This is a genomic window from Enterobacter cloacae complex sp. 2024EL-00227 (genome assembly GCF_043945315.1).
Taxonomy (GTDB): Bacteria; Pseudomonadota; Gammaproteobacteria; order Enterobacterales; family Enterobacteriaceae; genus Enterobacter; species Enterobacter roggenkampii.
Genome location: NZ_JBIMQP010000006.1, coordinates 289866 through 313154, shown reverse-complemented (window position 1 = coordinate 313154; position 23289 = coordinate 289866). Strand labels below are relative to the sequence as shown.

Genomic DNA, 23289 nt, shown 5'->3' with positions numbered 1-23289 from the left:
GGCCTACACTCGGCTCCCGTAGGCCGGGTAAGGCGTAGCCGCCACCCGGCGCTTTTGACGTTACCCCAAAATCTCCCTCAACACTGGCCCAATTTTCTCAAACGCCTGCGGTGAAATGATATCCACGTGGGCGCAGTTCTGGCTGTACACCTCCAGTTCCCCCACCCACGGTGCCCAGGCGGCCTGCGGATCCATCATGCGCGTGCGCTCGGCAACAAACAGCGTCGCTTTACCGTCAAAGCGTGAACTGTGCGCCGTGGTGAGCAGCCGCACCGCATCGGCGTAGTTGCCTTCGATAGCGTTAAACAGCTCGCTGGAGCCCTGTCCCTGCTGGGCGGCGATAAACGCCTGCCGCTCGCGCTCGATTTCCGCCAGCACCGCCGGGTCGAGGCCGTTGGCCTCTTTTTCCGCCCAGTTCTGGGTTTCCGGCGGCCAGGTGTCCAGCAGGCCGAGGAACGCCACCGCTTCACCCTGCTCGCGCAGGCGGGCCGCAATGCCCTGCGCCAGCGTGCCGCCGAGGGAATAGCCGAACAGGTAATACGGCCCCTGCGGCTGCTGCTTACGCAACGTTTTCAGGTGATGATCGATCGCTCCATCGAGATCCGCACATTGCTGCATCGGCCCTTCCGGGCGCGGCGACTGAATGCCGACGATGGACCAGCGCGGGCTGAGGTAGCGCGCCAGGACGCTAAACTGCCAGGCAAAGCCGGACGCCGGATGGAAGCAGAACAGCGTCGGGCCGTCGCCCTCACGCAGCGGCAGAAGCGTTTCAAACCCCAGACGCTGCGCCTGCTCGTCGCTCATTTGCGAGTCCAGCAGCGCGCTAAGCTTACTCACCGTGGAGGCGACCATAATTTGCCCCGGCGTGACCTTACGGTTGAACGCGCGGCTGAGCTGCGCCGCCAGACGCATCGCCAGCAGCGAGTGGCCGCCGAGGGCAAAGAAATCCGCCTCAATGTCGCTGATCTCACAGCCCAGCAGCGCGGCAAAGGCCTGCGCCACGGCGATTTCAGTTTCGCTTTCCGGCGCGCGACCGGAGGTTTTACCGGTCAGCTCCGGCAGCGGCAGCGCCTTGCGGTCGAGCTTGCCGTTGGCACTCAGCGGCAGCGCGCTAATTTGCAGCAGCACCACCGGCACCATATGCGGCGGCAGCTTTGCCCTGAGCGAGTCCAGCAGCGCGTCGCGGTCCAGCGGTAAGCCAGATTCAGAAACCACGTACCCCACCAGCTGGCGGGCATCGCCGCCCGTCGCCGCCGCCTGGTTGAACACGCAGGCGTGCGCCACGGCCTGGGCCACGTCCGGCAGCGACAGCATCGCCCGGTCGATTTCACCCAGCTCGATGCGCTGGCCGCGGATTTTGAGCTGGTCATCGCTGCGGCCCAGATATTCCACCGCGCCGTTATCCAGCCAGCGGGCAACGTCACCGGTGCGGTACATGCGCTCGCCCGCAGCGAACGGGTCGGCGATAAAGCGGCTGGCGGTGAGATCGGGGCGTCCCAGATATCCCTGCGCCAGCTGGATGCCGGTGAGGTAGAGATCCCCCGCCACGCCGAACGGTACCGGGCGCATCATCGCATCCAGAATGCGCAGCCCCGTGTTCCACACCGGGAAACCGATCGGCACGCTGTTGCCTTCCACCGCCGCCAGCTCGGGCCCAAACGCCGGATACCAGCTGACGTCCACCGCCGCTTCCGTCGGGCCATAGAGGTTATGCAGCGGCACGTGCGTCAGCTGTTCCCACTCGCGGCACAGCGCGGTCGGCAGCGCTTCGCCGCTGCAGAACACCTGCTTAAGCGTGTTGCAGCACCCGACGTTTTCCGACGTCAGCGAGGCAACAAACGCCGCCAGCATCGACGGCACGAAGTGGGTAGTGGTCACGCCGTAGTGCGCGAAGAAGCTCTGCATCGCCTGCGGATCGCGGTGCGCGTCCGGCTCCGCCATCACCAGCTTCGCCCCGGCGATAAAAGGCCACCAGAACTCCCACACCGACACGTCAAAGCTGCACGGCGTTTTCTGCGCCACCACATCGTTCGCGGCCAGCGGATAATGGTCCTGCATCCACTTCAGGCGGTTAACGATGGCGGTATGGCCGACCATGACCCCTTTTGGACGCCCTGTCGAGCCGGAGGTAAAGATGATGTACGCCGTCTGCTCCGGCTTTGCCAGACGCAGCGGCTCAGCATCGGTGGCCGGTAAAAGTGTGTTGTAACTAAACGTCTCGACGGACAGATTGCTAAAGCGCGGAAGCTGTTCGTCGGTGGTAATGAGCAGGGACGGCTTCGCGTCCTCGAGCATCATCCGCAGGCGATCGTCCGGGTAGCCGGTGTCGAGCGGCAGCCACGCGGCGCCCGCCTCCACAATGCCGTGCAAGGCTAACGTCAGGAATACCGAGCGCGGCAGGGCCACTGCCACGCTGTCGCCCGGCTTCACGCCGCGCGCGCGCAGCAGGTTTGCCAGCGCGACGACCTGCTCGCGCATCTGACGATAGCTGAGTTCAACGTGCGCATCCGCCAGCGCGGGGGCGTCCGGCGTTTTGCTCGCCTGCTCCGCGACCAGATCCGCCAGCGTGGTGGACGGCAGCGCCAGCCCGGTATCGTTGATGCGCGCGAGCTTTGCGTATTCCTGTTCTGAAACGGTTTCCACCTCGCCGCAGCGCAGGTCCGGGTTGGCCGCAAACTGCACCAGCATCGCGTTCAGGCGCGCCACGTGACGCGTCAGCGTCGCCTCATCGTAGCGCTGCTTATTGGCGAGGATCTCCATGCTCAGCTCGCCCTGCTCGTCCGGGAACAGCGCCAGCTCCAGATCGTTCACCGGGCCGGTCGCCAGCGTGTGGGTGATGGCCTCCACGCCGTCGATATCCAGCTGGTAGTCGAACACTTTAACGTTCAGCACCGGGCCAAACAGCGCTTCATCGCCCGCCGCTTTCCCGCTGTCGCGCACGATCTGCTCGGCGTCGTAGCGCTGATGGCGGCGCATTTTTTTCAGCTGGTTCGCCAGGCGCAGCGCCAGCGAGGGCAGGCTCTCCTGGGGATCGATATTGACCGCCAGCGGCAGGACGTTAAGCACCGGCCCGGTCGCGGTGAGCGCCGCGGATCCCATCCGGCGCATAAAGATAAACCCGGCGGCGTAGTCCAGCCGTCCGGTGAGGCGCCCCAGCCACAGCGCCACCAGCGCAAGCGCCAGGTCGGTGCGCTGTACCTGCCCTGCCGCCTGTGCAAGCTTGCTGAAAGCGCGGCCGTCGGCGGTAATTTTCAGACGCAGAATGTCGGTCGTGGCGGCGCGGCCCGGCAGCGGCGCGGAGGAGAGCGAGACCGGAGAAGGCAGCTGTTTGCGCTGCCCGGCCCAGAAGGCGCCGTCGCGCCGGTACGCCTCGCTGTCGCGATAGCGCTGATACTCGTCCACCACCTCTGCAAATGGCGTAAACGGGGATTCCGGCGTGGGTTCGCCCTTTTTCCACGCGGCATAAATCGCAGCGATCTGGCGGGTTATGGCCGGGAAGCTGAAGCCATCCACCACCAGATGGTGATAGCGCTGATACCAGTACCAGTGGTTTTCACCGACCTGAATCAGCTGATGAAAGGCCAGCGGCTGCCCGCTGTCGACGCGCAGGTTCTGGTTAAGATCGGATTCCATCAGCGCCACGGCGGCGGCGTGGGAATCAACGCGAACGATGGACGGTTCCGGCAGAATGAAGGTGTCATCCACCCACTGCCACGCCTCACCGTTGTCTTCCGCAAAGCGCATGCGCAGGGTATCGGCCTGCATCATGCCCGCGGCAATGGCTTTTGCCAGCAGCGGCGCGTCAATGTCGCCTTTCAGCTCGGTGTAGTGCGCCACGCTCCAGGCGTTTGGCAGCGTGGACAGCTGTTCCGCCATCCAGATCCCCGGCTGGGCGGCGACGAGAGGAAGACGGTTCATGCGTTCTCCCCCGCGAAATAAGACGGCTCAAGCGTCTGCCAGCGTTCCGCCAGCCACTGCTGGCACGCCTCCTGAGACTGTGCTTCGCACACCACGCCCCACCCTGCCGGCAGTTCGCACTGCTGTGGCCACAGGCTGTACTGCCCCTGGTCGTTTTGCAAAATGGCGAACTGTCCCTGCGGATTATCGAAAGGATTGCTGAATTCCATACAGACTCCGTTAGTGAATAAGCGGCTGCCAGAGGGTGATAAGCCCCTGCGTCAGCCCACCGCGCCAGCAAAGCGCATCGTGTCCGCCGTCAACCTGACGCCAGATAACCGGTTGGTGTGTGTGCAGTTCGGCATAAATCGCCTGATTCGCGCGGAAGATGAGCGGCTCGTTGCGCCCGGCCTCAAGAAGGATGCGTAACCCGCGAGGGGATATTTCGCCGGCTTTAAGTTGTTCGATTAACAGCCCGTCCTGCTGGCCGCCGCGGTGCGGCCACCAGTAGGAGCCGGACTGGCTAAGCACGCAGCCAAAACGCTGCGGCCAGTGCAGTGCGGCATAAAGGGAAGAGAGACCGCCAAAGCTTTGCCCTGCGACCACCGTACGGTCGGCGCGGTCGCTAAACGGCACGCGTTTTTTAACAAGGGGGAGAAGTTCTTCCTGCACCGCCAGCCAGAAATCGGAATTGCACGGCAGCTCGCGGTTGCGATGCGCCATGTCGATAACATCGATTAAGACGTAGACCGCAGGCGGCAGTTTGCGCTCGCTGGTGAGCGACGCCAGCGCAGGCCAGACCGGCATACTTTCGGCCCAGAACTGCCCGTCAAGCAGCACCGCCAGCGGACGTTCCGGGTCGTCGCCCCCGGTAGTGAAAATCCAGACGCGACGGCGATTTTTCAGGCGCACGCTTTCCCACTCAATGCAGACTGGCGGCTGATACGGCGTATCGGGATGATTCCACCCCGGCTGAACCGGTGCTTGCGGCATCTCCAGCGCGGAGACGGCATGGCCGCGCCCGCCGCGCCAGCTCTGCGGGTTCAGCGGGTCAGAAACCGCGTGCGGCAGCAGCTTGCGCCACCCTTCGCGCAGCGCCATGCGCTCCGGCTGCTCGCCTTCAAACACGACGCTGGCAAAATCGTTTTCATTCACGGAAGGGATAAAACAGTAGCTTCCGCGCCACTCGGGGCTGAACTCGCCCTGCCACTGCCAGACGTCGGTATCGGGAATGCGTTCGAGGGACTGCGGGCGGGCATTTTGATGGTGATCGGTCACGCCGGTGACGTAGAGCCAGACGCGTTTGATCGGTGACGTTCTTTGCGTTCCTGCCGGGTCACGCCACCAGAACGTGACGCGATAGTTTCCCTTTTCCGGCGTCCATTCAGGCCCGTTTTTCGACTGCCACCACGCTTCACTTCCCGTTGTTAACGCCGTCACCCTTATAACCTCATGTTTAACAGTCTTTTTTGTTTCAGAGCAAATTTTATTGATAATATTATTGATAACTATTTGCATTTGCAATAGCGTAGTGCCCGCGCTGTGGGAAGCGCTCATAAAACAACCACAAAAGCAGGACGTACAATGAATAAGAAGATTCACTCTCTGGCCTTGCTGGTCAATTTAGGGATTTATGGCGTCGCGCTGCCTGCTCTGGCAGACGACAACACCGCCTCTGCGCAGCACGAAGATACGATGGTGATCACCGCCGCCGAGCAGAATCTGCAGGCGCCGGGGGTATCGACCATCACCGCCGATGAGATCCGCAAAAACCCGCCCGCGCGCGACGTGGCGGAAATCATCCGCACCATGCCGGGCGTTAACCTGACCGGTAACTCCACCAGCGGCCAGCGCGGGAATAACCGTCAGATTGATATCCGCGGCATGGGGCCAGAAAACACCCTGATCCTGATCGACGGCAAGCCGGTGACCAGCCGTAACTCCATCCGTCTGGGCTGGCGCGGCGAACGTGACACCCGCGGCGATACCGGCTGGGTGCCGCCGGAGATGATCGAGCGCATCGAAGTGATCCGCGGTCCGGCCGCCGCGCGCTACGGCAACGGCGCGGCAGGCGGCGTGGTGAACATCATCACCAAAAAATTCGACGACCAGTGGCACGGCTCCTGGAACACCTACCTGAATGCGCCTGAGCACAAGGATGAAGGTTCCACCAAACGCACCAACTTCAGCCTGAGCGGCCCGCTGGGCGGCGACTTCAGCTTCCGCATGTTCGGTAACCTGGACAAAACCCAGGCCGACGCGTGGGACATCAACCAGGGTCACCAGTCTGACCGAACCGGTGCCTACGCCGACACGCTGCCCGCGGGCCGTGAAGGGGTGGAAAATAAAGACATCAACGGCGTGGTGCGCTGGGACTTTGCGCCGATGCAGTCTCTGGAATTTGAGGCGGGCTACAGCCGTCAGAATAACCTCTACGCCGGTGATACCCAGAACACTAACAACGACAACAGCTCCAGCGGCCTGGTGAAAAAGAACTACGGCAAAGAGACCAACCGTATCTATCGCCAGAACTTCGCGGTGACCTGGAACGGCGGCTGGGATAACGGCATTACCACCAGCAACTGGGCGCAGTACGAGCACACCCGCAACTCCCGTCTGGGTGAAGGGCTGGCGGGCGGTACGGAAGGCTTGTTCAACAGCAATAAATTCACCGACACCGATCTGGCCGACGTGATGCTGCACAGCGAAATCAACCTGCCGATTGATTTCCTCGTTAACCAGAACCTGACGCTGGGTACCGAGTGGAACCAGCAGCGCATGAAAGATTCCACCTCCTTCACGCAAACCCTGCAGGGCGGCACCATTCCGGGCATGAGTAACGATCGCAGCCCGTACACCTCAGCGGAAATCTTCTCCCTGTTCGCTGAGAACAACATGGAGCTGACCGACAGCACCATGCTGACCCCTGCCCTGCGCTTCGACCACCACACCATCGTCGGCAACAACTGGAGCCCGTCCCTGAACCTGTCGCAGGGTCTGGGGGATGACTTCACGCTGAAGATGGGTATCGCCCGCGCCTATAAAGCGCCAAGCCTGTATCAGACCAACCCGAACTACCTGCTCTACAGCAAAGGTCAGGGCTGCTACGCCAGCTCCGACGGCGTAGGCTGCTACATGATGGGTAACGACGATCTTAAGGCCGAAACCAGCATCAACAAAGAGATTGGTCTGGAGTGGAAGCGCGACGGCTGGCTGGCGGGCGTGACCTGGTTCCGCAACGACTACCGCAACAAGATCGAAGCGGGCTACGCGCCGATCGGTCACACCTCATCTGGTAAAGTGCAGACGGATATCTACCAGTGGGAAAACGTACCGAAAGCGGTGGTTGAAGGGCTGGAAGGCTCCCTGAACGTGCCGGTCAGCGACACCATTAACTGGACCAACAACATCACCTACATGCTGCAGAGCAAGAACAAGGAGACCGGCGACCGTCTGTCGATCATTCCGGAGTACACGCTGAACTCGACACTGAGCTGGCAGGTTCATCAGGACGTGTCGCTCCAGTCGACCTTTACCTGGTACGGCAAGCAGCAGCCGAAGAAGTACAACTACAAAGGTCAGCCAGTGACCGGGTCTGAAAAAGACGAGGTCAGCCCGTACAGCATCGTTGGTCTGAGCGCGACCTGGGACATGACCAAAAACGTCAGCCTGACCGGCGGCGTGGATAACGTCTTCGACAAGCGCCAGTGGCGTGCGGGTAATGCCCAGACGACCGGGAACGCCACCACCGGCGCGTATATGTACGGCGCGGGGGCTTATACCTATAATGAGCCAGGCCGCACGTGGTATATGAGCGTGAATACGCGATTCTAATAAAGGCAACAACGCCGCCCTCTCCCTGTGGGAGAGGGCTGGGTGAGGACATCAGGCCGCACTATTTATTGATAGAGGGGAAACCATGCACACCACCCACCGCACGTTCATTCTCGCCGGCCATACCGTACACCACGTCACCTTCGACCCAACCACCTTCACCGACGCCGATCTCCTCTGGCTCCCCCACCACGCTGAGCTTGCAAACGCCGGGCGCAAACGCAAAGCCGAGCATCTGGCAGGCCGCATCGCCGCCGTGCATGCCTTACCTGACCACACCGTGCCCGGCATCGGCCCCAGCGGTGAACCGCTCTGGCCGGAAGGCGTTTCAGGAAGCATCACCCACAGCGGCACGCAGGCGATGGCGGTTGTAACATGCGACCATCCGGCGATTATCGGCATCGATTGCGAAACGATCCTCTCCGAGAATGAAGCTCAGGAAATAAAAGACGGCGTCATTGATGCCCAGGAAGAGCTCGTCCTTTCCTGCTCAGGTTTTCCGTTCCCCCTCGCCCTGACGCTGGCGTTTAGCGCCAAAGAGAGCCTGTTCAAAGCCCTCTTTCCGAAGGTACAGTCCTGGATGGGGTTTGACAGCACTCGCGTCACACAGCTCGACGATAAAACGCTTACCCTGGCATTAACCCTTCAACGCGCAGGATACGCCAAAGCCACCGCCTTCACCCTTCACTGGCGACAGCACGGCGAAAAGGCGATCACCCTGCTGTAAGGCTCTCCTGCCGACGGGAATGCAGAGGCTCAACCCGACACCAAACATGCCTGAAAAAATGATCCCCATAACCCATTCTGTTTGATTCGGCTGTTATCTTTCAGGCATTCGGTGGAAACCGCGCAGAACAGGCCGGATGCGAGGGTATTTCAAATAATGCGTTAACGATAGGTCATAGTAAACGACGCCGTGGCGCTCACCGAGCCTGATCGAGCATTCGCAGAGGTCATATAATACGCGGCCTTAAAGGGAATATTGACGATTTCTCCTGCCGAGGTCGTCGTGCCGTATTTAATAAGCTTGCCGAACTGCACGGGCGAATCGTTATATTTTAGCTGAATGCCCAAACCTGTAGCCGTCGAACTGCTGTTTAACCCCAATACTCCGTTAACAGGATCGGCAAGCGGGCTGACATTATCCAACGTCACATTCACTGCGGTCTGTGCACTACAGATAAGCGGTATGGAAAATGTCACCTGATTCTGGGTGCTGCCGACGCCGTTAAACTTCGGTAATAGCGCAATCCCCATATTAATATTCAAATTTTTATCTTCAATCTGACAGGATGCAGTGCTTATATTCATCGGCGAAAATATATATTTAAAAAGCGGCAGGCGCATAATGTTATTACTTCTCGGAGTACTGTATTCCATATTTAGCGCCAGAGCGGGTATTGAGCCCGTCTCCGGGGTAGTGCTGGTTTTGATCAGCTCAAAAGTATCCGTGAACGTTGATACACCATCCTGGAGGATCCCTCGCCTCCAGTTCGGGTTATTGAGGTCCATTCTGGTGACAAATTCGCTACTTTGCGTGGTGCTGGAAAAGTTCTTCCACCGGATGCCAATGCCAGGAACCTCTGTCGCCCGCACGTTTGCCAGCGGCGAGGCGCCGTAATCCGTATTCGCCCCGGAGAGCTGAATAAACCACGAGCCATCGTATCCGATTTGCTGACCCTCAGGGTCACATTTTATGGGGTTACTGGTAATTATCGTTGCTAATACCGTTCCAACCGGCGCATCCCGCTGAACGACAATATTGTGATCGAAGTTGACCGCTACGTCGTTTGCAGAACACAGCGCAAAGGCATTCAGAGAGACAGCGCATCCCACGGCTGCCGTCGCGATTTTAAATACGGTGGACATGATATGTTCCTTCATTTCAGGCAAGGCGTAGGCCTTCTCTCGTAAAAGTAATAATACGTATTAACGCAATGAGAAATTTAACGACACGTCGCAGCGGTACGCTGAATTTTACCCGGTAAGGCGTTCAAGTTTATTTTGGCGCGACAGGTTTTCGCTCCCCACTGTACCGTTATGCTGTCACCGTCGTTCAGGCCGCTCATATAGACCTCTCCGTCGCTCCCGACAATGCTCATCGCATCGCTTCCGTTAAGCTTTACCATGGCCCCAAAGGGCACCGGCGAGTTCTGATACAGCAACGTTATCAGAGCACGGAACCCTGTTCTCGCTTTGAACGTCGCGCGCACCACGGCACCGCGCGTAGGTACGACGTTGACTACGGATTCGTCCACATCCACGTCCGGCCCCAGCGAACCGATGTCTATCGCAATCCGGTTTTCCTGATAAGCGCTGGCATAGGGCACTACCGCATATCCGCGCCAGTCCGTTTTAACGCCAGGGTTATTGCGCACGCTCACGCCTGATGCGCCCTGCGCTTCTAGCAGCACAATGGTATCCCCCAGCGGCTGAGAGAACGTCACGCCATGCTCGTGGCCGACAACCCCCCCCTGCAGACCGAAGTTCAGCTGACTGTTCTGTCGGCTGTAGTTGTAGCCTGCGCTTACGGTACCGTAGCCGCCTTTATAGGTTCCGCTTAAGGAACTTCTCGATTCTCCGCCAGACGACGTATAGCCCTGCTGGACAAGGTAGCTCAGGTTATTATCAGAGAGTGCGGTGCCGCTCAGACCCACCAGGTGCGTCTCAGGACCGTTCTTTTGCATATTCACGCTATAGCTGGCCCAGCTTTGCGGCAGCCATTTGCTCAGCGGCACCTGTAAGTTAAAGGCTACAATCTGGTCCCTACGGTCTTTGCCCGGCGTTTCGCTGTAGGTGTAGCCGAGCGAGTAATTGATATCGCGAATACTGGTGTTAAAGCCGGTGCTGACGTTGCGCTCATAGCCCTGTCTGCCCCAGTAGTCCTGCTGGTATGCCGAAATATAAAAATTTCCCCAGCTTTGCAGCGACTGGCTGAGGTTGAGTTGCAGTCGGCTTCGCTTGTTGTAGCGCTGGCTGCTGAATTCATTCACCTCCTGGAAGGTATAAAAGCCTTCCGTGGAGTAGCGATAGCTTGCGAGCGTCACGGTGGTATCGGTCGTGGCCACCGTTTTTGAATACTGCACCCGATAGGACTGTCCCCGGCTGCGGCGATTTTTCTCCTCAACGAGCTGGCTTTCGGCAAGGGTAACGTCCGCCGATAGTGAGCCTATATCGCCAAAGCTGAGGCCGGAACCAAGCACGCCGGACGCATAGTTACTTGCCCCCAGGACGCCACCGTACAGCGTGAGATTATTGGAGAGGCCATAAGCCAACGTGCCCAGGCCAAATGTGGGCGTATGTGCCCCATGCTTCGTCGTTCGAAACTCGCCTGTGCTCAGCGCATACTTCACGCGGCCTTCCCGCAGCATGACGGGAACCGCGGAGAAAGGTTGCACGAAATGCTGGACGCTGCCGTCAGCTTCGGTGACGACAATATCCAGATCGCCGCTCGCTGACGTAGGATAAAGATCGCGAATGATAAAGCTGCCAGGCGCCACGTAGGTTTGATAAACCGTGTAGCCGTTTTGCTTCACGGTAACCGTGGCGTTGGTGCGGGCGATCCCCCGAATGATGGGGGCGAAGCCGCGCATGCTTTCCGGCAACATGGTGTCATCGGAAAAAATTTGGGCGCCGCGAAACATCACGCTGTCAAACACGTCGCCGGGGGTGCTGGTTTCCCCCACCTGAAACTGCCCTCTCAAAAACTGGACGTCGCGGCTCAGGGTCGTATTCAACGACGAAAACGACTGCTTTCCGTTGTTCTTCGTCACGGTGCTGTAGTTACGCAGGCGCCACGGTCCCGCATTAATACCGCTTTGCAGATTGGTGTAAAGCTGATCCTGCGCCTCACCGTCCCGGCTCCAGCTGCGCGAGCCGTTGATGCTGTAATTTACCAGCAGTGCAGAAATGCCCTGGTTCCAGCGCGACGGATCAACGGTGCCGCGTGCCCGCGCGTTAAGCGCCGATTGAGGGATAGAGATATCCAGTCTCTGCCTGTCAAAATCCAGCCGGGTGGAGGCATCCGGTATAAATGCGCCGGGATCGGTAATTATTGCCTCGGCAGGCAGCATGGATAATTCAGGAAATGCCTTGACCCTGACACCAAGTGATTCCAGCACGCTCCGGTTAAGCTCCGGCGCCAGCCCGACGCCGTTAACAGATACAAAAGAGATATTTTCCGTTCGGATATAATTTTCATTAAGCCATATTTCCACCCTGTAGGTGCCGGGTAACTGTTCTCCCCGCTCGAAGCGGCCCAGATCGATGCCCTGAGAAGTCGAGTGTGTTTTTTCAAGCGCATCGGCCATAAAATAGAGTTCGCCCGCAGCTGCGGGAAAAACGCCCGAAATAAAAAGCGCTATCGTCGAGAGTCGACTTACGCGGTTAGGCCACGAGCCAGAGAAAAAACCATATCGAGAAAAAGGAACAGTATTCACTTTGCTTACCTGCGCGAGTGACATAGCGTATTGTTAATATTTTTTATTTCAGCATCTGGCGCTTTTCTGTCGTTACGCCACCAAAATCATTTATGGCTTTCCAGGCCACCTGCGTTCCACTGCCGGCCACCGTTGCGGAACTAAAGGGTGAAATCATCGGCGGCTGCGCAATCGTTTTATTGCCAATCGTTAATGAATAAAGAGAAACGTAGAACGGCGTTGGGTTATTAATCACCAGGTGTTCACCGCGCGTCTCAAACTTTAATTTCGTCCATGCTTCACCGGATTTTTCAGACGCCAGCGCCGCAGGGCGATAGAAAATTTTCATACGCGTCTTAACGGCAATAAGCAGCCGATTTTCATCTGACCGGGTCATTGAGGGAATAGACTTAACGTTTAGCCAAAAAAAAGATTCGCGATTATCAGGCAGTGTTTTTTCACCGGTATAAATGATCCGCAGCGTATTTTCATGGCCTCCGTCTAGGCGGAACAGGGGCGGCGTAACGATAAAAGAAACCTTCTCCTTCGAGTTTTCACCTAACTCAACCCATGACTGAATTAAATAGGGAACGGCATCCCGACTGTTACTCACCGGGAGTGAGGCTTCGCTTTCATTTCCATTATAAATTAAGCGTGTCCCCCCGACGGTTATGCTGGCCTTAACCGGTAGAGAGAGCAGGCAAACGCCTGATAACGCAATCGTTCGAATAAGTTGACTCATCATACGTTCCCAATATTTCAGCAAGAGACAACGGGGCGCACCTTAGGTACGCCCGGGATATTACTGATAGGTAATGGTAAAATCTGACGTCGCGTTTGCCGTACCCGCCACCACGGCAGCCTGCGTTGCCTTATATTTGGCCACGAAGGTCATCTTATTGCTGTTTGCGGCATCTTCGCCTGCGCTGGTGTCAAGGGTGATGCTCTTCGACTGGGTTGCCAGAGGGATCGCGGTAATGCCATCCTCTTCATAAAACGCAACGCCTACACCTTTCGCCGTTTGATCGCTGTTCAGCGCAAGAATACTGGTGTCAGAGCTGTCCGCAGTACCATCAAACTTAATAGATGCAGAGGTAACGGCCGCGGGGCAATTGTTCAACATAATGCTGAAGCGGGTTGCAGCAGCAACAGATCCGGCCGCGCTGAACGAGCTTTTAGGGATTTTCCCAAGGTTAACGGTCTGATTCGCCGTACTGGATTCAATCGTACAGGCCGAATCAAGGATTGTGCCGGTGAAATTAATTTTTCCATCGGCCGCCTGAGCGGCAAAGGTGATTCCACTCACGGCAGCGGCCGTCAGTACATTACGAATTACACGGGTAACTTTAGTTTGCATAGCTTTATCCTTAGGATTGAACATTATCTGCATTGACGTCATGTCAATGCAGGAACAGCGGAATAAGTCCGCTAAACCAGTTAATGTATTATTTATTGCCCAGTCAGGCTGATTTTAGACAAGGATGGTGATAAGCCTGAGTGGATAAAATAACGATGAGCTGTTTCATCTCTGAACTGCTTCCTAATGCAAGTCGCTTTCTTAAATAGTAGTTTTTATTAATGTCATCGCGGTCATTGCAACGATATTTCCCGGTCGACGCATCGTATAGCGTCATCAGAAAGTCCAGATGTTCTGGCGATAACTTTACCGATAACCTGTCGTAAATAACATCGGCTACTTCCCAGGGTTTTTCCGTTGCGGGGAGTTTCGCTGCGCGATCGCAAAGCGCCTTCAACTCTTTGATCGTCGTAACCAGCCAGAAGAGTTTTAAATAGCTATTGCCTGTGTTTTCTTCTGGTGAAATAAAATAGGTTCGTCGCGATAATCCTCTGGCCGCGAGCCGAGAATACAACCACCTTATGTTATCTGTTGTTTCATCAATTGCATCAATCAAAATGCAAGGCTTATCCAGGATCGTTGCACAGACGATAAACTCAAGGCGGTTATCAAAAAAGAATACCGCTTTGTCCGCTGAGGATAAGCCCTGAATGGCCTGCCTCATTGCAAAATTCCGAGTGAACACCAGTAGCGTCGTCAACGTTCATTCCTTTTTTTAATTCACATAACATGATTAAGATGAAGTTTTGACAACATATATGCGCTCTAAGCAAGACCTATCGATTACATAAGCTTTTCCATCAACCCTTGCAAAGGGATACCGCTCAAAGCCGACGGTATTAAACGCATTTTGAATTTTTTTAATCATGGATAGTAGATAAGATCTGGAGCACCGCAACCCATGATCTTCAAAAACATGTACGATGATGTCATTATCGTAGACAATTCCTTCATCCATTCCTGACAATAAATACTCAAACAATCTGGCTTTCGTTGTACCAAATCTTTTGATTCGGCCATTTTTGATATTAATTAGCGTGCGCGTTGTTGGCCTGTATTCCAGATGCTGGAAAATGGTGTATCCATACAGAAGTTCGTCAGAGACAAAAGGCACAACCACTCCTTAGGGGCTTATCGTTCTCATTTCTTTGACATCTCCTCCTCCGCACTGGGTAATCAGTGTTCGCCTGATTTGTAGAAGATGGTATTTGAATGAAGAAAATGTGACAATGAGACAGATTTATCAAGATAAAAAATCACAACTTCGACTCTATTAGAAATATTAAACCACTAACTTAACATTATTAAGTATAAAAATCCTTTTGATAAAAAAATGTATAAAGCCAACACTAATTTTTAACGCAATTATTACACAAGCATATTCATCCATTATAATTAACAAAACAGAACAAAAAACCAAACAATAAACAATCAATAAATCAAATCAATAAGTTAGTAGAGTAAAGAAAAGGAATTAAACCTTTTCTTAATAGGGTTAATTTAAGATTATTCATGACAAAACTTTGAGTTTTAGTAAAACGCCCAATACAAAACCTGAATTTTCTTTACAAAACTCTAACCCCCTCTCGTTTGAATAATTAAAAAACTTATTAAAAATCAATCACATCATGAAAAATCACACTCAGATCAATTTTTTTGATGAAAATTAACATTATTCCGGCACATTCCTTCTTCCCTTCCCGTGATGAGTTCTGCCAGCAAACTCAAGAGATAAAAAAGGCAAGTGCCGATAGACACTTGCCTTATATTGCGCGTTTGTAAAAAGTAACTTACGTATCCGGGAACATCACGCTATTCCCCGGCGCTTCCCTGTGCAGATGGATAAAGTTCAGGTGCCGTTCATACTGGTCCAGAATGTCCGTTATTACCTGCTCCTTGCTGTAGTCCATCAAATCATTCCCCTGGCTTCCTTCAAGCAGGAAGGTCTCCAGCCGGTAGTAGGTCGATTTCCCGCTGCGCGCCCGGTAGGTAAAGCCGGGGACCGAGTACTGCTGCGGCCAGATCTGGTAGACAAAGTTCTGCTCGTCGCCCATGTGCACCAGCAGATCCAGGTGCCCCAGGGTTTCACCCTCCTCCGGCGGCAGGTTTTTCAGCTCCACGTAGGCGCCACGCAGCTTCAGCTCCTGCGCCACCTCTTCCATTGCCGGGAAGCAGACCGTCTCCATCATCTGTTTGGTGTAGCGCGTGCCCGGGTAGTTCATCAGGCGCGACAGGCGTTTCTTCCAGCTCAGTCTGTCCTGCGCCCCCATCGGACGCGGTGCGGTATCGCGGCTGGCGCTGACGCGGCGGTAATCTTCCACCTTGAGCGATTTATACAGCCCGGCCATCACAAAGAAGATGACGAAGCTGAACGGCAGCCCCATGATCACCGTGGTGTTCTGTAGCGCCGAGATGCCGTTGGTCATCAGCATGCCGAGCGTCAGCAGGCCGATGGCGACCGACCAGAAGATGCGCAGCCAGTTCGGGGCATCGCTGTTGATATCCTTCAGCTTCGAGGTGAAGTTACCCAGCACAAGCGCGCCGGAATCCGCCGAGGTGACGTAGAACAGCAGGCCGGTAATGGTCGCCACGGAGGCGCTAAAGGTGAACGCCGGGTACTGCGCCAGCAGGCTGTAGAAGCCGCGCTCCGGGTGCGCCATCGCTTCCTGTGCAAAGGTCGCGTTGCCGTGGATAATCTCATGCAGCGCGCTGTTGCCGAACACCGACAGCCACAGCAGGGTAAAGGTGAACGGGATAATCAGCGTGCCCATCACAAACTGGCGGATGGTGCGCCCGCGCGAAATACGCGCCAGGAACAGGCCGACAAACGGCGACCACGCCACCCACCACGCCCAGAAGAACAGCGTCCAGTTGTTCATCCACTCCACCGGACGGTCAAAGGCGAAGCTGTTCAGCGTCATGCCCATAAAGCGGTTCACGTAGTCGCCCACGTTCAGCACTAAAGCATTGAGCAGGAATGAGGTGTCGCCCATAAACAGCACGAACAGGATGAGGCCCAGCGCCAGCGCCACGTTCAGTTCGGAGAGCACGCGGATGCCTTTATCGACGCCCGACGTCACCGAAATGGTGGCAATAATGACGGAGAGCGCAATCAGCGCCGCTTTCGCCGCCATCGAATCCGGAATATCAAACAGCACGCTCAGGCCGTAGTTAAGCTGCACCACGCCAATCCCGAGCGTGGTCGCAATACCGAAGATGGTGCCGATCACCGCCGCGATATCGACGCTGTGACCAATCGGACCGTTGATCTTTTTACCGAAAATCGGGTACAGCGCGGAGCGGATGTTGAGGGGCAAATTATAACGATAGCTAAAGTATCCCAGCGCCATCCCCATCAGGGCGTACATTGACCAGCCGGTCAGGCCGTAGTGGAACAGCGTCCAGACCATCGCCTGGCGCGCGGCCTCCATCGTCTGCCCTGCCCCTTCCGGCGGCTGCATATACTGCGTGACCGGTTCCGCCACGGAGAAGAACATCAGGTCAATGCCGATCCCCGCGGCAAACAGCATCGCGGCCCAGCTCAGCAGGCTGAATTCGGGCTTGGACTGCTCTGGCCCGAGCTTCACGGAGCCGAAGCGCGAGCAGGCAATGCAGACCACAAAGACGATGTAGAGCGTCGCCGCCAGCAGGTAGTACCAGCCGAAGGTCTTCGATACCCAGTTCAGGGTGCGCCCAATCCACTCGGCAGAAAAATCGCGAAAGAAGATCGTTGTCAGGGAAAACAACAAAATCAGCCCGGCGGACGTATAAAAAACGACCGGGTTGATTTTGTCTTTTTCTCTGTCCTGTGAAAGGTCTGTCATCCAGTATCCTCACTGTTTTTGTAACTATTAAAATCCAAATCCGCAACAATTAAGACACATTTTATATTGAACGTCCAATCAAAAACCGCTTTAATGGTTAACCAACGCTGATGAATGGAGTGGCAATAATGCCCAAAGTGGGGATGCAGCCGATCCGGCGCAGGCAGCTTATCGACGCCACGCTGGAAGCAATAAATGAAGTGGGAATGCATGACGCGACGATCGCGCAGATCGCCCGTCGGGCAGGCGTTTCCACGGGGATCATCAGTCACTATTTCAAAGACAAAAACGGCCTGCTGGAAGCGACCATGCGCGACATCACCGGCCAGCTGCGCGATGCGGTATTAAGCCGCCTGCACGCCCTGCCGAACGGCAGCGCGGAGCAGCGTCTGCAGGCGATTGTCGGCGGTAACTTTGATGAAACCCAGGTGAGCAGCGCGGCGATGAAGGCCTGGCTGGCCTTCTGGGCAAGCAGCATGCATCAGCCCATGCTCTACCGCCTGCAGCAGGTGAGCAGCCGCCGCCTGCTGTCGAACCTGGTGTACGAGTTCCGCCGCGAGCTTCCGCGCGAGCAGGCCCAGGAGGCGGGCTACGGGCTGGCGGCGCTGATCGACGGGCTGTGGCTGCGCGCCGCGCTGAGCGGCAAGCCGCTGGATAAGACCCTGGCGCAGTCGCTCACCAGCCACTTTATCAGCCAGCATTTACCGACCGACTAACCGAGGAGAATTTATGTCCCGAATGGCAGAACAGCAGCTTTATATCAATGGTGGTTATACATCGGCCACCAGCGGTCGCACCTTCGAGACCATTAACCCGGCCAACGGTGACGTTCTGGCGACCGTACAGGCCGCCGGGCGTGAAGACGTCGACCGCGCCGTGGAAAGCGCAAAACGCGGGCAAAAAATCTGGGCGGCGATGACCGCCATGGAGCGCTCCCGCGTTCTGCGTCGCGCCGTCGACATCCTGCGCGAGCGCAACGACGAGCTGGCAAAGCTGGAAACCCTCGACACCGGTAAAGCGTATTCCGAAACTTCCACCGTCGACATCGTCACCGGAGCGGACGTGCTGGAGTACTACGCGGGGCTGATCCCGGCGCTGGAAGGCAGCCAGATCCCCTTGCGTGAGACCTCATTCGTCTATACCCGCCGCGAACCGCTGGGCGTGGTGGCGGGCATCGGCGCGTGGAACTACCCGATCCAGATCGCCCTGTGGAAATCGGCCCCGGCGCTGGCGGCCGGCAACGCGATGATCTTCAAGCCAAGCGAAGTGACGCCGCTTACCGCCCTGAAGCTTGCCGAGATCTACACCGAAGCGGGCCTGCCGGACGGCGTATTTAACGTCCTGCCGGGCGTAGGCGCGGAGACCGGCCAGTACCTGACCGAGCATCCGGGCATCGCCAAAGTCTCCTTTACCGGCGGCGTCGCCAGCGGCAAAAAAGTGATGGCCAACTCGGCGGCCTCGTCCCTGAAAGAGGTGACGATGGAGCTGGGCGGTAAATCGCCGCTGATTATTTTCGACGATGCGGATCTGGATCTCGCGGCGGACATCGCCATGATGGCCAACTTCTTCAGCTCCGGCCAGGTGTGCACCAACGGCACCCGCGTGTTTGTTCCGGCTAAGTTCAAAGCCGCGTTTGAGCAGAAAATCACTGAACGCGTGGGCCGCATCCGCGCGGGCGATCTGTTCGATGAAGCTACCAACTTTGGTCCGATGGTCAGCTTCCCGCACCGCGACAGCGTGATGCGCTACATCGCCAAAGGCAAAGAGGAAGGCGCGCGCGTGCTGTGCGGCGGCGACGTGCTGAAGGGCGAAGGCTTCGATAACGGCGCGTGGGTGGCCCCAACCGTGTTCACCGACTGCACAGACGAGATGACCATCGTGCGCGAAGAGATCTTCGGCCCGGTGATGTCCATCCTAACCTATGAGTCCGTTGAGGAAGCGATTCGCCGCGCCAACGACACCGACTACGGGCTGGCGGCAGGCATCGTCACGACCGACCTGAACCGCGCCCACGGCGCCATTCATCAGCTCGAAGCGGGCATCTGCTGGATCAACACCTGGGGTGAATCCGCCGCAGAGATGCCGGTCGGCGGCTACAAGCACTCCGGCATTGGCCGCGAGAACGGCGTGATGACGCTGCAGAGCTACACCCAGGTGAAGTCCATCCAGGTTGAGATGGGTAAATTCCAGTCCATATTTTAACCGGGAGGTTTATTTGCAATTTGACTACATCATTATCGGGGCCGGCTCTGCCGGCAACGTGCTGGCGACACGACTGACTGAAGATCCGAACACCACCGTCCTGCTGCTTGAAGCAGGCGGACCGGATTACCGATTTGACTTCCGCACCCAGATGCCCGCCGCGCTGGCGTTCCCGCTGCAGGGCAAGCGCTACAACTGGGCGTACGAAACCGAGCCAGAACCCTTCATGAACAACCGCCGCATGGAGTGCGGACGCGGCAAAGGGCTGGGCGGCTCGTCATTGATCAACGGCATGTGCTACATCCGCGGTAACGCGATGGACCTCGACCACTGGGCGAAAGAGCCGGGCCTGGAGCACTGGAGCTACCTCAACTGCCTGCCCTACTACCGCAAGGCAGAGACCCGCGACGTGGGGCCGAACGACTACCACGGCGGCGACGGTCCGGTGAGCGTTACCACCTCGAAACCGGGCGTGAACCCGCTGTTCGAGGCGATGGTGGAGGCGGGCGTGCAGGCGGGCTATCCGCGCACCGACGATCTCAACGGCTATCAGCAGGAGGGCTTCGGCCCGATGGACCGCACGGTCACGCCGCAGGGCCGACGCGCCAGCACCGCGCGCGGCTATCTGGATCAGGCGAAACCGCGTCCGAACCTGACCATCCGCACCCACGCCATGACCGATCGCATCCTCTTTGAGGGCAAGCGCGCGGTGGGCGTCGAGTGGCTGGAGGGTGAAAGCACCATCCCATCCAAAGCGACGGCAAAAAAAGAAGTGCTGCTGAGCGCCGGGGCGATTGCCTCCCCGCAGATCCTCCAGCGCTCCGGCGTGGGCAACGCTGACCTGCTGAAGCAGTTTGATATCCCGCTGGTGCACGATCTGCCCGGCGTGGGGGAAAACCTGCAGGATCACCTGGAGATGTACCTCCAGTACGAATGTAAAGAGCCGGTCTCCCTCTACCCTGCCCTGCAGTGGTGGAACCAGCCGAAGATTGGCGCGGAGTGGCTGTTTGGCGGCACCGGCGTGGGCGCGAGCAACCACTTCGAAGCGGGCGGGTTTATCCGCAGCCGTGAAGAGTTTGAGTGGCCAAACATTCAGTACCACTTCCTGCCGGTGGCAATTAACTACAACGGCTCGAACGCGGTGAAAGAACACGGCTTCCAGTGCCACGTCGGCTCCATGCGTTCCCCGAGCCGTGGACACGTGCGCATCCAGTCGCGCGATCCGCACCAGCATCCGGCGATCCTGTTCAACTACATGTCCCACGAGCAGGACTGGCAGGAGTTCCGCGACGCGATCCGCATCACCCGCGAGATCATGCACCAGCCCGCGCTGGACAAGTACCGCGGCCGTGAAATCAGTCCGGGTATTGACTGCCAGACCGACGAGCAGCTGGACGAGTTTGTGCGTAACCACGCCGAAACCGCCTTCCATCCGTGCGGCACCTGCAAGATGGGTTACGACGAGATGGCGGTGGTCGACAGTGAAGGCCGCGTTCACGGGCTGGAAGGGCTGCGCGTGGTGGATGCGTCGATTATGCCGCAGATCATCACCGGCAACCTGAACGCCACCACCATTATGATTGGTGAGAAGATTGCCGATGCAATCCGCGGTCGCGAGCCGCTGGCGAAGAGCACGGCGGCGTATTATGTGGCGAACGGGGCACCGGTGAGACGCTAAGTCATTTGCCCTCTCCCCACCGGGGAGAGGGAATTCACTTCCCCGCTACAAATTTATTTTCATTTCCCTGCATCCAGTTTCCCCCCGCCCCTCGTATATGAGTATGTGAGCAACGCCTTTGCTCCTTAATCCGAGGATAAATGATGAAAAAGCTACTCAGTGTTGCATTCGTATCCAGCGCGATACTCTTCTGTGCAGGCGCATCAGCAGCCATGACGTCAGACACCGTAATGGTGGGCGGAGCGGCGATGTTCCCGAGCAAAAATATTGTTGAAAACGCCGTGAACTCGAAAGATCACACTACGCTGGTGGCCGCCGTCAAAGCGGCCGGGCTGGTGGATACGCTCCAGAGCAAAGGGCCCTTCACCGTGTTTGCCCCAACCAATGCGGCGTTTGCGAAATTGCCTGCCGGCACGGTCGAGAACCTGGTCAAACCCGAAAACAAAGCCACGCTCACCAGCATTCTGACCTATCACGTGGTCGCCGGTAATTACGATATGAAAGCGCTGGAGCAGAAAATTAAACAGGGCGGCGGTCACGCGGAGCTGAAGACCGTTAACGGCCAACCGCTGTGGATCATGAGTAACGGCCCGCACAATATTCAGCTTAAGGACGGTAAAGGTAACGTGGCGAACATCAGCACCTATGACGTTCATCAGAAAAATGGCGTGATCGATGTGATTGATACCGTCCTGATGCCTAAGTAGTTGTCTATACTTCGGAAGTGTGACGTTGCCTTCCGGGAAAAACATGGATAACGCGCTGGCTGAACAGCAGTTGAAATTAATGCAGGCGGTCGCAAACGGCGATCGCCGCGCATTTGAACAACTTTACCGACTCACATCGCCTCACCTGTTTGCCGTTGCGCTGCGCATGCTGCGCGACCGCGCCTGGGCAGAAGAGATCCTTCACGACTGTTTTGTCACCGTCTGGAGTAAAGCCGAAACCTATAACGCTACCCTGAGCTCCCCGATGACCTGGCTTACGCATATTGTTCGCAACCGCTGTATTGACTGGCTGCGCAGCGGGCAAACCCGGGCTGCAGCCCGTGAAGAGGCGTATTCGGAAGATATTCTGCTGAGCGAAAGCGATGAGCAGAATAACTGGCACGACGATGCGCAGGCAGAACGGCTCAGGCAGTGTCTCGAACATTTGAGCAGCGAGCAGCGCCAGAGCATTACGCTCGCCTACTATCAGGGAATGTCTCACAGCGACATTGCCGACTGGCTCCAGCAGCCTGTAGGCTCGGTGAAAAGCTGGATACGTCGGGCAATGGATCATCTTCGGGAGTGCGTGGGGCTATGAATGACGCAGAAAAACGCGACGACATGCTGGCTGCGGAATATGCCCTCGGCACGCTGCGGGGAGGAGCACGGCTTCAGTTCCAGAAAAGGGTCCTCCGTGAACCGGCTCTGGCCGCCCGCGTCGCGTACTGGCAGAAAATGTTCAGCACGCTGGATAGTCATCTTGTGCCCGTCCCTCCACCCGAGACGGTGTGGAAAAGAATCGCCCTCGATCTGCCGCCCAAAAAGCCTTTACGCAAAAGTCGGCCTTATGTCGGCTGGATGGTTGCGGCCTCCCTCGCCGCCCTGTCGGTCGTTGCCTGGTATGCAACCCGTACACCGGAACTCGCTCCGCTGATGGTCCTCAACGATGCCCAACAGCACGAGGAATGGGTCGTCAGCGCGGATGCCAGCCGCCAGCACCTGAGCATTGCCCCTCTTCGGCCGACGGCCGTCGCGGCGCAACACAGCCTCCAGCTTTGGCTGATCCCAGGCGGGCAGGCGCCGGTCTCCATGGGGCTGCTGCATAACGACATACCGACACGCGTCACCCTCAGGAACACAACGCTCCCTCCTGACGCCACGATAGCCATAAGCCTTGAACCAGCGGGCGGATCGCCCACTGGGCTCCCCACAGGCCCGGTGCTTTACAGTGGCAAATTGTAATTCTCAGGCCCTGTTCGCAGGGCCGCTATCGTGACCCCATTTCATTTAAATACTATTCTCGGTTACCTATAAGAATTAAATATTAGGCCTGTAATTAATGTAATTATTAAAAAACGACATTGACAGACTC

At 57.1% G+C, this 23289-nt stretch carries 18 protein-coding genes and 1 pseudogene; 8 read left to right on the top strand and 11 right to left on the bottom strand.

The genetic code is table 11. The annotated features are described in order from the left end of the window. Positions 1-60 precede the first annotated feature (60 nt). Genes entF through fes form a run of 3 tightly spaced genes read right to left on the bottom strand, consistent with a single transcriptional unit; the run spans position 61 to position 5337 of the window. A complete protein-coding gene (entF, locus tag ACHH0Z_RS13440) occupies positions 61-3918 on the bottom strand; it encodes an enterobactin non-ribosomal peptide synthetase EntF (protein WP_045407847.1) in 3858 nt (1285 codons plus the stop codon). Next, entirely contained in the window at positions 3915-4127 is a 213-nt protein-coding gene (locus tag ACHH0Z_RS13435; RefSeq protein ID WP_021242619.1) for an MbtH family NRPS accessory protein, read from the bottom strand. Before ACHH0Z_RS13435 ends, entF begins: the two co-directional genes overlap by 4 nt. A 10-nt stretch (positions 4128-4137) precedes the next feature. Continuing rightward, positions 4138-5337 (bottom strand): enterochelin esterase, encoded by a 1200-nt coding sequence (gene fes / locus ACHH0Z_RS13430; RefSeq protein ID WP_045407849.1) that lies wholly within the window; start codon positions 5335-5337, stop codon positions 4138-4140. 144 nt (positions 5338-5481) lie between these two features. Here fes and ACHH0Z_RS13425 point away from each other — a divergent pair, with 144 nt between their 5' ends. Together ACHH0Z_RS13425 and entD are read left to right on the top strand one after the other, a co-directional pair. Next, complete coding sequence (locus ACHH0Z_RS13425; protein ID WP_008500981.1) at positions 5482-7731, top strand: TonB-dependent siderophore receptor; 2250 nt, start codon at positions 5482-5484, stop codon at positions 7729-7731. 85 nt (positions 7732-7816) lie between these two features. Further along, on the top strand, positions 7817-8458 hold the full coding sequence (gene entD, locus ACHH0Z_RS13420; RefSeq protein WP_045407851.1) for an enterobactin synthase subunit EntD: 642 nt from the start codon (positions 7817-7819) through the stop codon (positions 8456-8458). 12 nt (positions 8459-8470) lie between these two features. Here entD and ACHH0Z_RS13415 read toward each other — a convergent pair. The 8 genes and pseudogenes from ACHH0Z_RS13415 to betT all read right to left on the bottom strand — a co-directional run. Then, positions 8471-8595 (bottom strand): annotated as a pseudogene (locus tag ACHH0Z_RS13415) (metal ABC transporter permease); the annotation flags it as partial. A gap of 24 nt (positions 8596-8619) precedes the next feature. Further along, entirely contained in the window at positions 8620-9600 is a 981-nt protein-coding gene (locus ACHH0Z_RS13410; protein ID WP_227879416.1) for a fimbrial protein, read from the bottom strand. Positions 9601-9677: 77 nt separating this feature from the next. Further along, on the bottom strand, positions 9678-12041 hold the full coding sequence (locus ACHH0Z_RS13405) for a fimbria/pilus outer membrane usher protein (RefSeq protein WP_045335452.1): 2364 nt from the start codon (positions 12039-12041) through the stop codon (positions 9678-9680). Between the two features lie 172 nt (positions 12042-12213). Then, entirely contained in the window at positions 12214-12891 is a 678-nt protein-coding gene (locus ACHH0Z_RS13400) for a molecular chaperone (protein WP_052672916.1), read from the bottom strand. A 60-nt stretch (positions 12892-12951) separates the two neighbouring features. Then, entirely contained in the window at positions 12952-13506 is a 555-nt protein-coding gene (locus tag ACHH0Z_RS13395) for a fimbrial protein (protein ID WP_025912686.1), read from the bottom strand. Between the two features lie 103 nt (positions 13507-13609). Continuing rightward, positions 13610-14206, bottom strand: a complete 597-nt coding sequence (locus tag ACHH0Z_RS13390) for a hypothetical protein (RefSeq protein WP_025912685.1) — start codon at positions 14204-14206, stop codon at positions 13610-13612. Between the two features lie 33 nt (positions 14207-14239). Further along, the gene (locus tag ACHH0Z_RS13385; protein WP_025912684.1) at positions 14240-14620 is read right to left on the bottom strand and encodes a hypothetical protein; all 381 of its coding nucleotides are present in this window, start codon (positions 14618-14620) and stop codon (positions 14240-14242) included. A 676-nt stretch (positions 14621-15296) separates the two neighbouring features. Further along, a complete protein-coding gene (gene betT / locus ACHH0Z_RS13380; RefSeq protein ID WP_395149540.1) occupies positions 15297-17330 on the bottom strand; it encodes a choline BCCT transporter BetT in 2034 nt (677 codons plus the stop codon). Positions 17331-17458: 128 nt separating this feature from the next. Between betT and betI the strand changes: the two genes are divergently transcribed. From betI to ACHH0Z_RS13350, 6 genes are all read left to right on the top strand, one after another. Continuing rightward, positions 17459-18046 (top strand): transcriptional regulator BetI, encoded by a 588-nt coding sequence (gene betI / locus ACHH0Z_RS13375; protein ID WP_008500977.1) that lies wholly within the window; start codon positions 17459-17461, stop codon positions 18044-18046. 13 nt (positions 18047-18059) lie between these two features. After that, entirely contained in the window at positions 18060-19532 is a 1473-nt protein-coding gene (betB, locus tag ACHH0Z_RS13370) for a betaine-aldehyde dehydrogenase (protein WP_045407857.1), read from the top strand. Between the two features lie 13 nt (positions 19533-19545). Next, positions 19546-21210, top strand: a complete 1665-nt coding sequence (betA, locus tag ACHH0Z_RS13365) for a choline dehydrogenase (protein WP_045407860.1) — start codon at positions 19546-19548, stop codon at positions 21208-21210. A 143-nt stretch (positions 21211-21353) separates the two neighbouring features. Continuing rightward, positions 21354-21917, top strand: coding sequence for a fasciclin domain-containing protein (locus tag ACHH0Z_RS13360; protein WP_023326865.1), 564 nt, complete (start codon positions 21354-21356; stop codon positions 21915-21917). A 43-nt stretch (positions 21918-21960) separates the two neighbouring features. Beyond that, on the top strand, positions 21961-22515 hold the full coding sequence (locus ACHH0Z_RS13355) for an RNA polymerase sigma factor (RefSeq protein WP_045407862.1): 555 nt from the start codon (positions 21961-21963) through the stop codon (positions 22513-22515). Continuing rightward, positions 22512-23159, top strand: a complete 648-nt coding sequence (locus ACHH0Z_RS13350; protein ID WP_045407864.1) for an anti-sigma factor domain-containing protein — start codon at positions 22512-22514, stop codon at positions 23157-23159. The genes ACHH0Z_RS13355 and ACHH0Z_RS13350 overlap by 4 nt, the downstream gene beginning before the upstream one ends. Positions 23160-23289: the final 130 nt, after the last annotated feature.

Excerpts from the sequence above, each read along its gene's own strand:
- entF (WP_045407847.1), bottom strand. The coding sequence starts at position 3,918 with ATGAACCGTCTTCCTCTCGTCGCCGCCCAGCCGGGGATCTGGATGGCG.
- ACHH0Z_RS13435 (WP_021242619.1), bottom strand. The coding sequence starts at position 4,127 with ATGGAATTCAGCAATCCTTTCGATAATCCGCAGGGACAGTTCGCCATT.
- ACHH0Z_RS13425 (WP_008500981.1), top strand. The coding sequence starts at position 5,482 with ATGAATAAGAAGATTCACTCTCTGGCCTTGCTGGTCAATTTAGGGATT.
- entD (WP_045407851.1), top strand. The coding sequence starts at position 7,817 with ATGCACACCACCCACCGCACGTTCATTCTCGCCGGCCATACCGTACAC.
- ACHH0Z_RS13410 (WP_227879416.1), bottom strand. The coding sequence starts at position 9,600 with ATGTCCACCGTATTTAAAATCGCGACGGCAGCCGTGGGATGCGCTGTC.
- ACHH0Z_RS13405 (WP_045335452.1), bottom strand. The coding sequence starts at position 12,041 with ATGGCCGATGCGCTTGAAAAAACACACTCGACTTCTCAGGGCATCGAT.
- ACHH0Z_RS13400 (WP_052672916.1), bottom strand. The coding sequence starts at position 12,891 with ATGAGTCAACTTATTCGAACGATTGCGTTATCAGGCGTTTGCCTGCTC.
- ACHH0Z_RS13395 (WP_025912686.1), bottom strand. The coding sequence starts at position 13,506 with ATGCAAACTAAAGTTACCCGTGTAATTCGTAATGTACTGACGGCCGCT.
- betT (WP_395149540.1), bottom strand. The coding sequence starts at position 17,330 with ATGACAGACCTTTCACAGGACAGAGAAAAAGACAAAATCAACCCGGTC.
- betI (WP_008500977.1), top strand. The coding sequence starts at position 17,459 with ATGCCCAAAGTGGGGATGCAGCCGATCCGGCGCAGGCAGCTTATCGAC.
- betB (WP_045407857.1), top strand. The coding sequence starts at position 18,060 with ATGTCCCGAATGGCAGAACAGCAGCTTTATATCAATGGTGGTTATACA.
- ACHH0Z_RS13360 (WP_023326865.1), top strand. The coding sequence starts at position 21,354 with ATGAAAAAGCTACTCAGTGTTGCATTCGTATCCAGCGCGATACTCTTC.
- ACHH0Z_RS13355 (WP_045407862.1), top strand. The coding sequence starts at position 21,961 with ATGGATAACGCGCTGGCTGAACAGCAGTTGAAATTAATGCAGGCGGTC.
- ACHH0Z_RS13350 (WP_045407864.1), top strand. The coding sequence starts at position 22,512 with ATGAATGACGCAGAAAAACGCGACGACATGCTGGCTGCGGAATATGCC.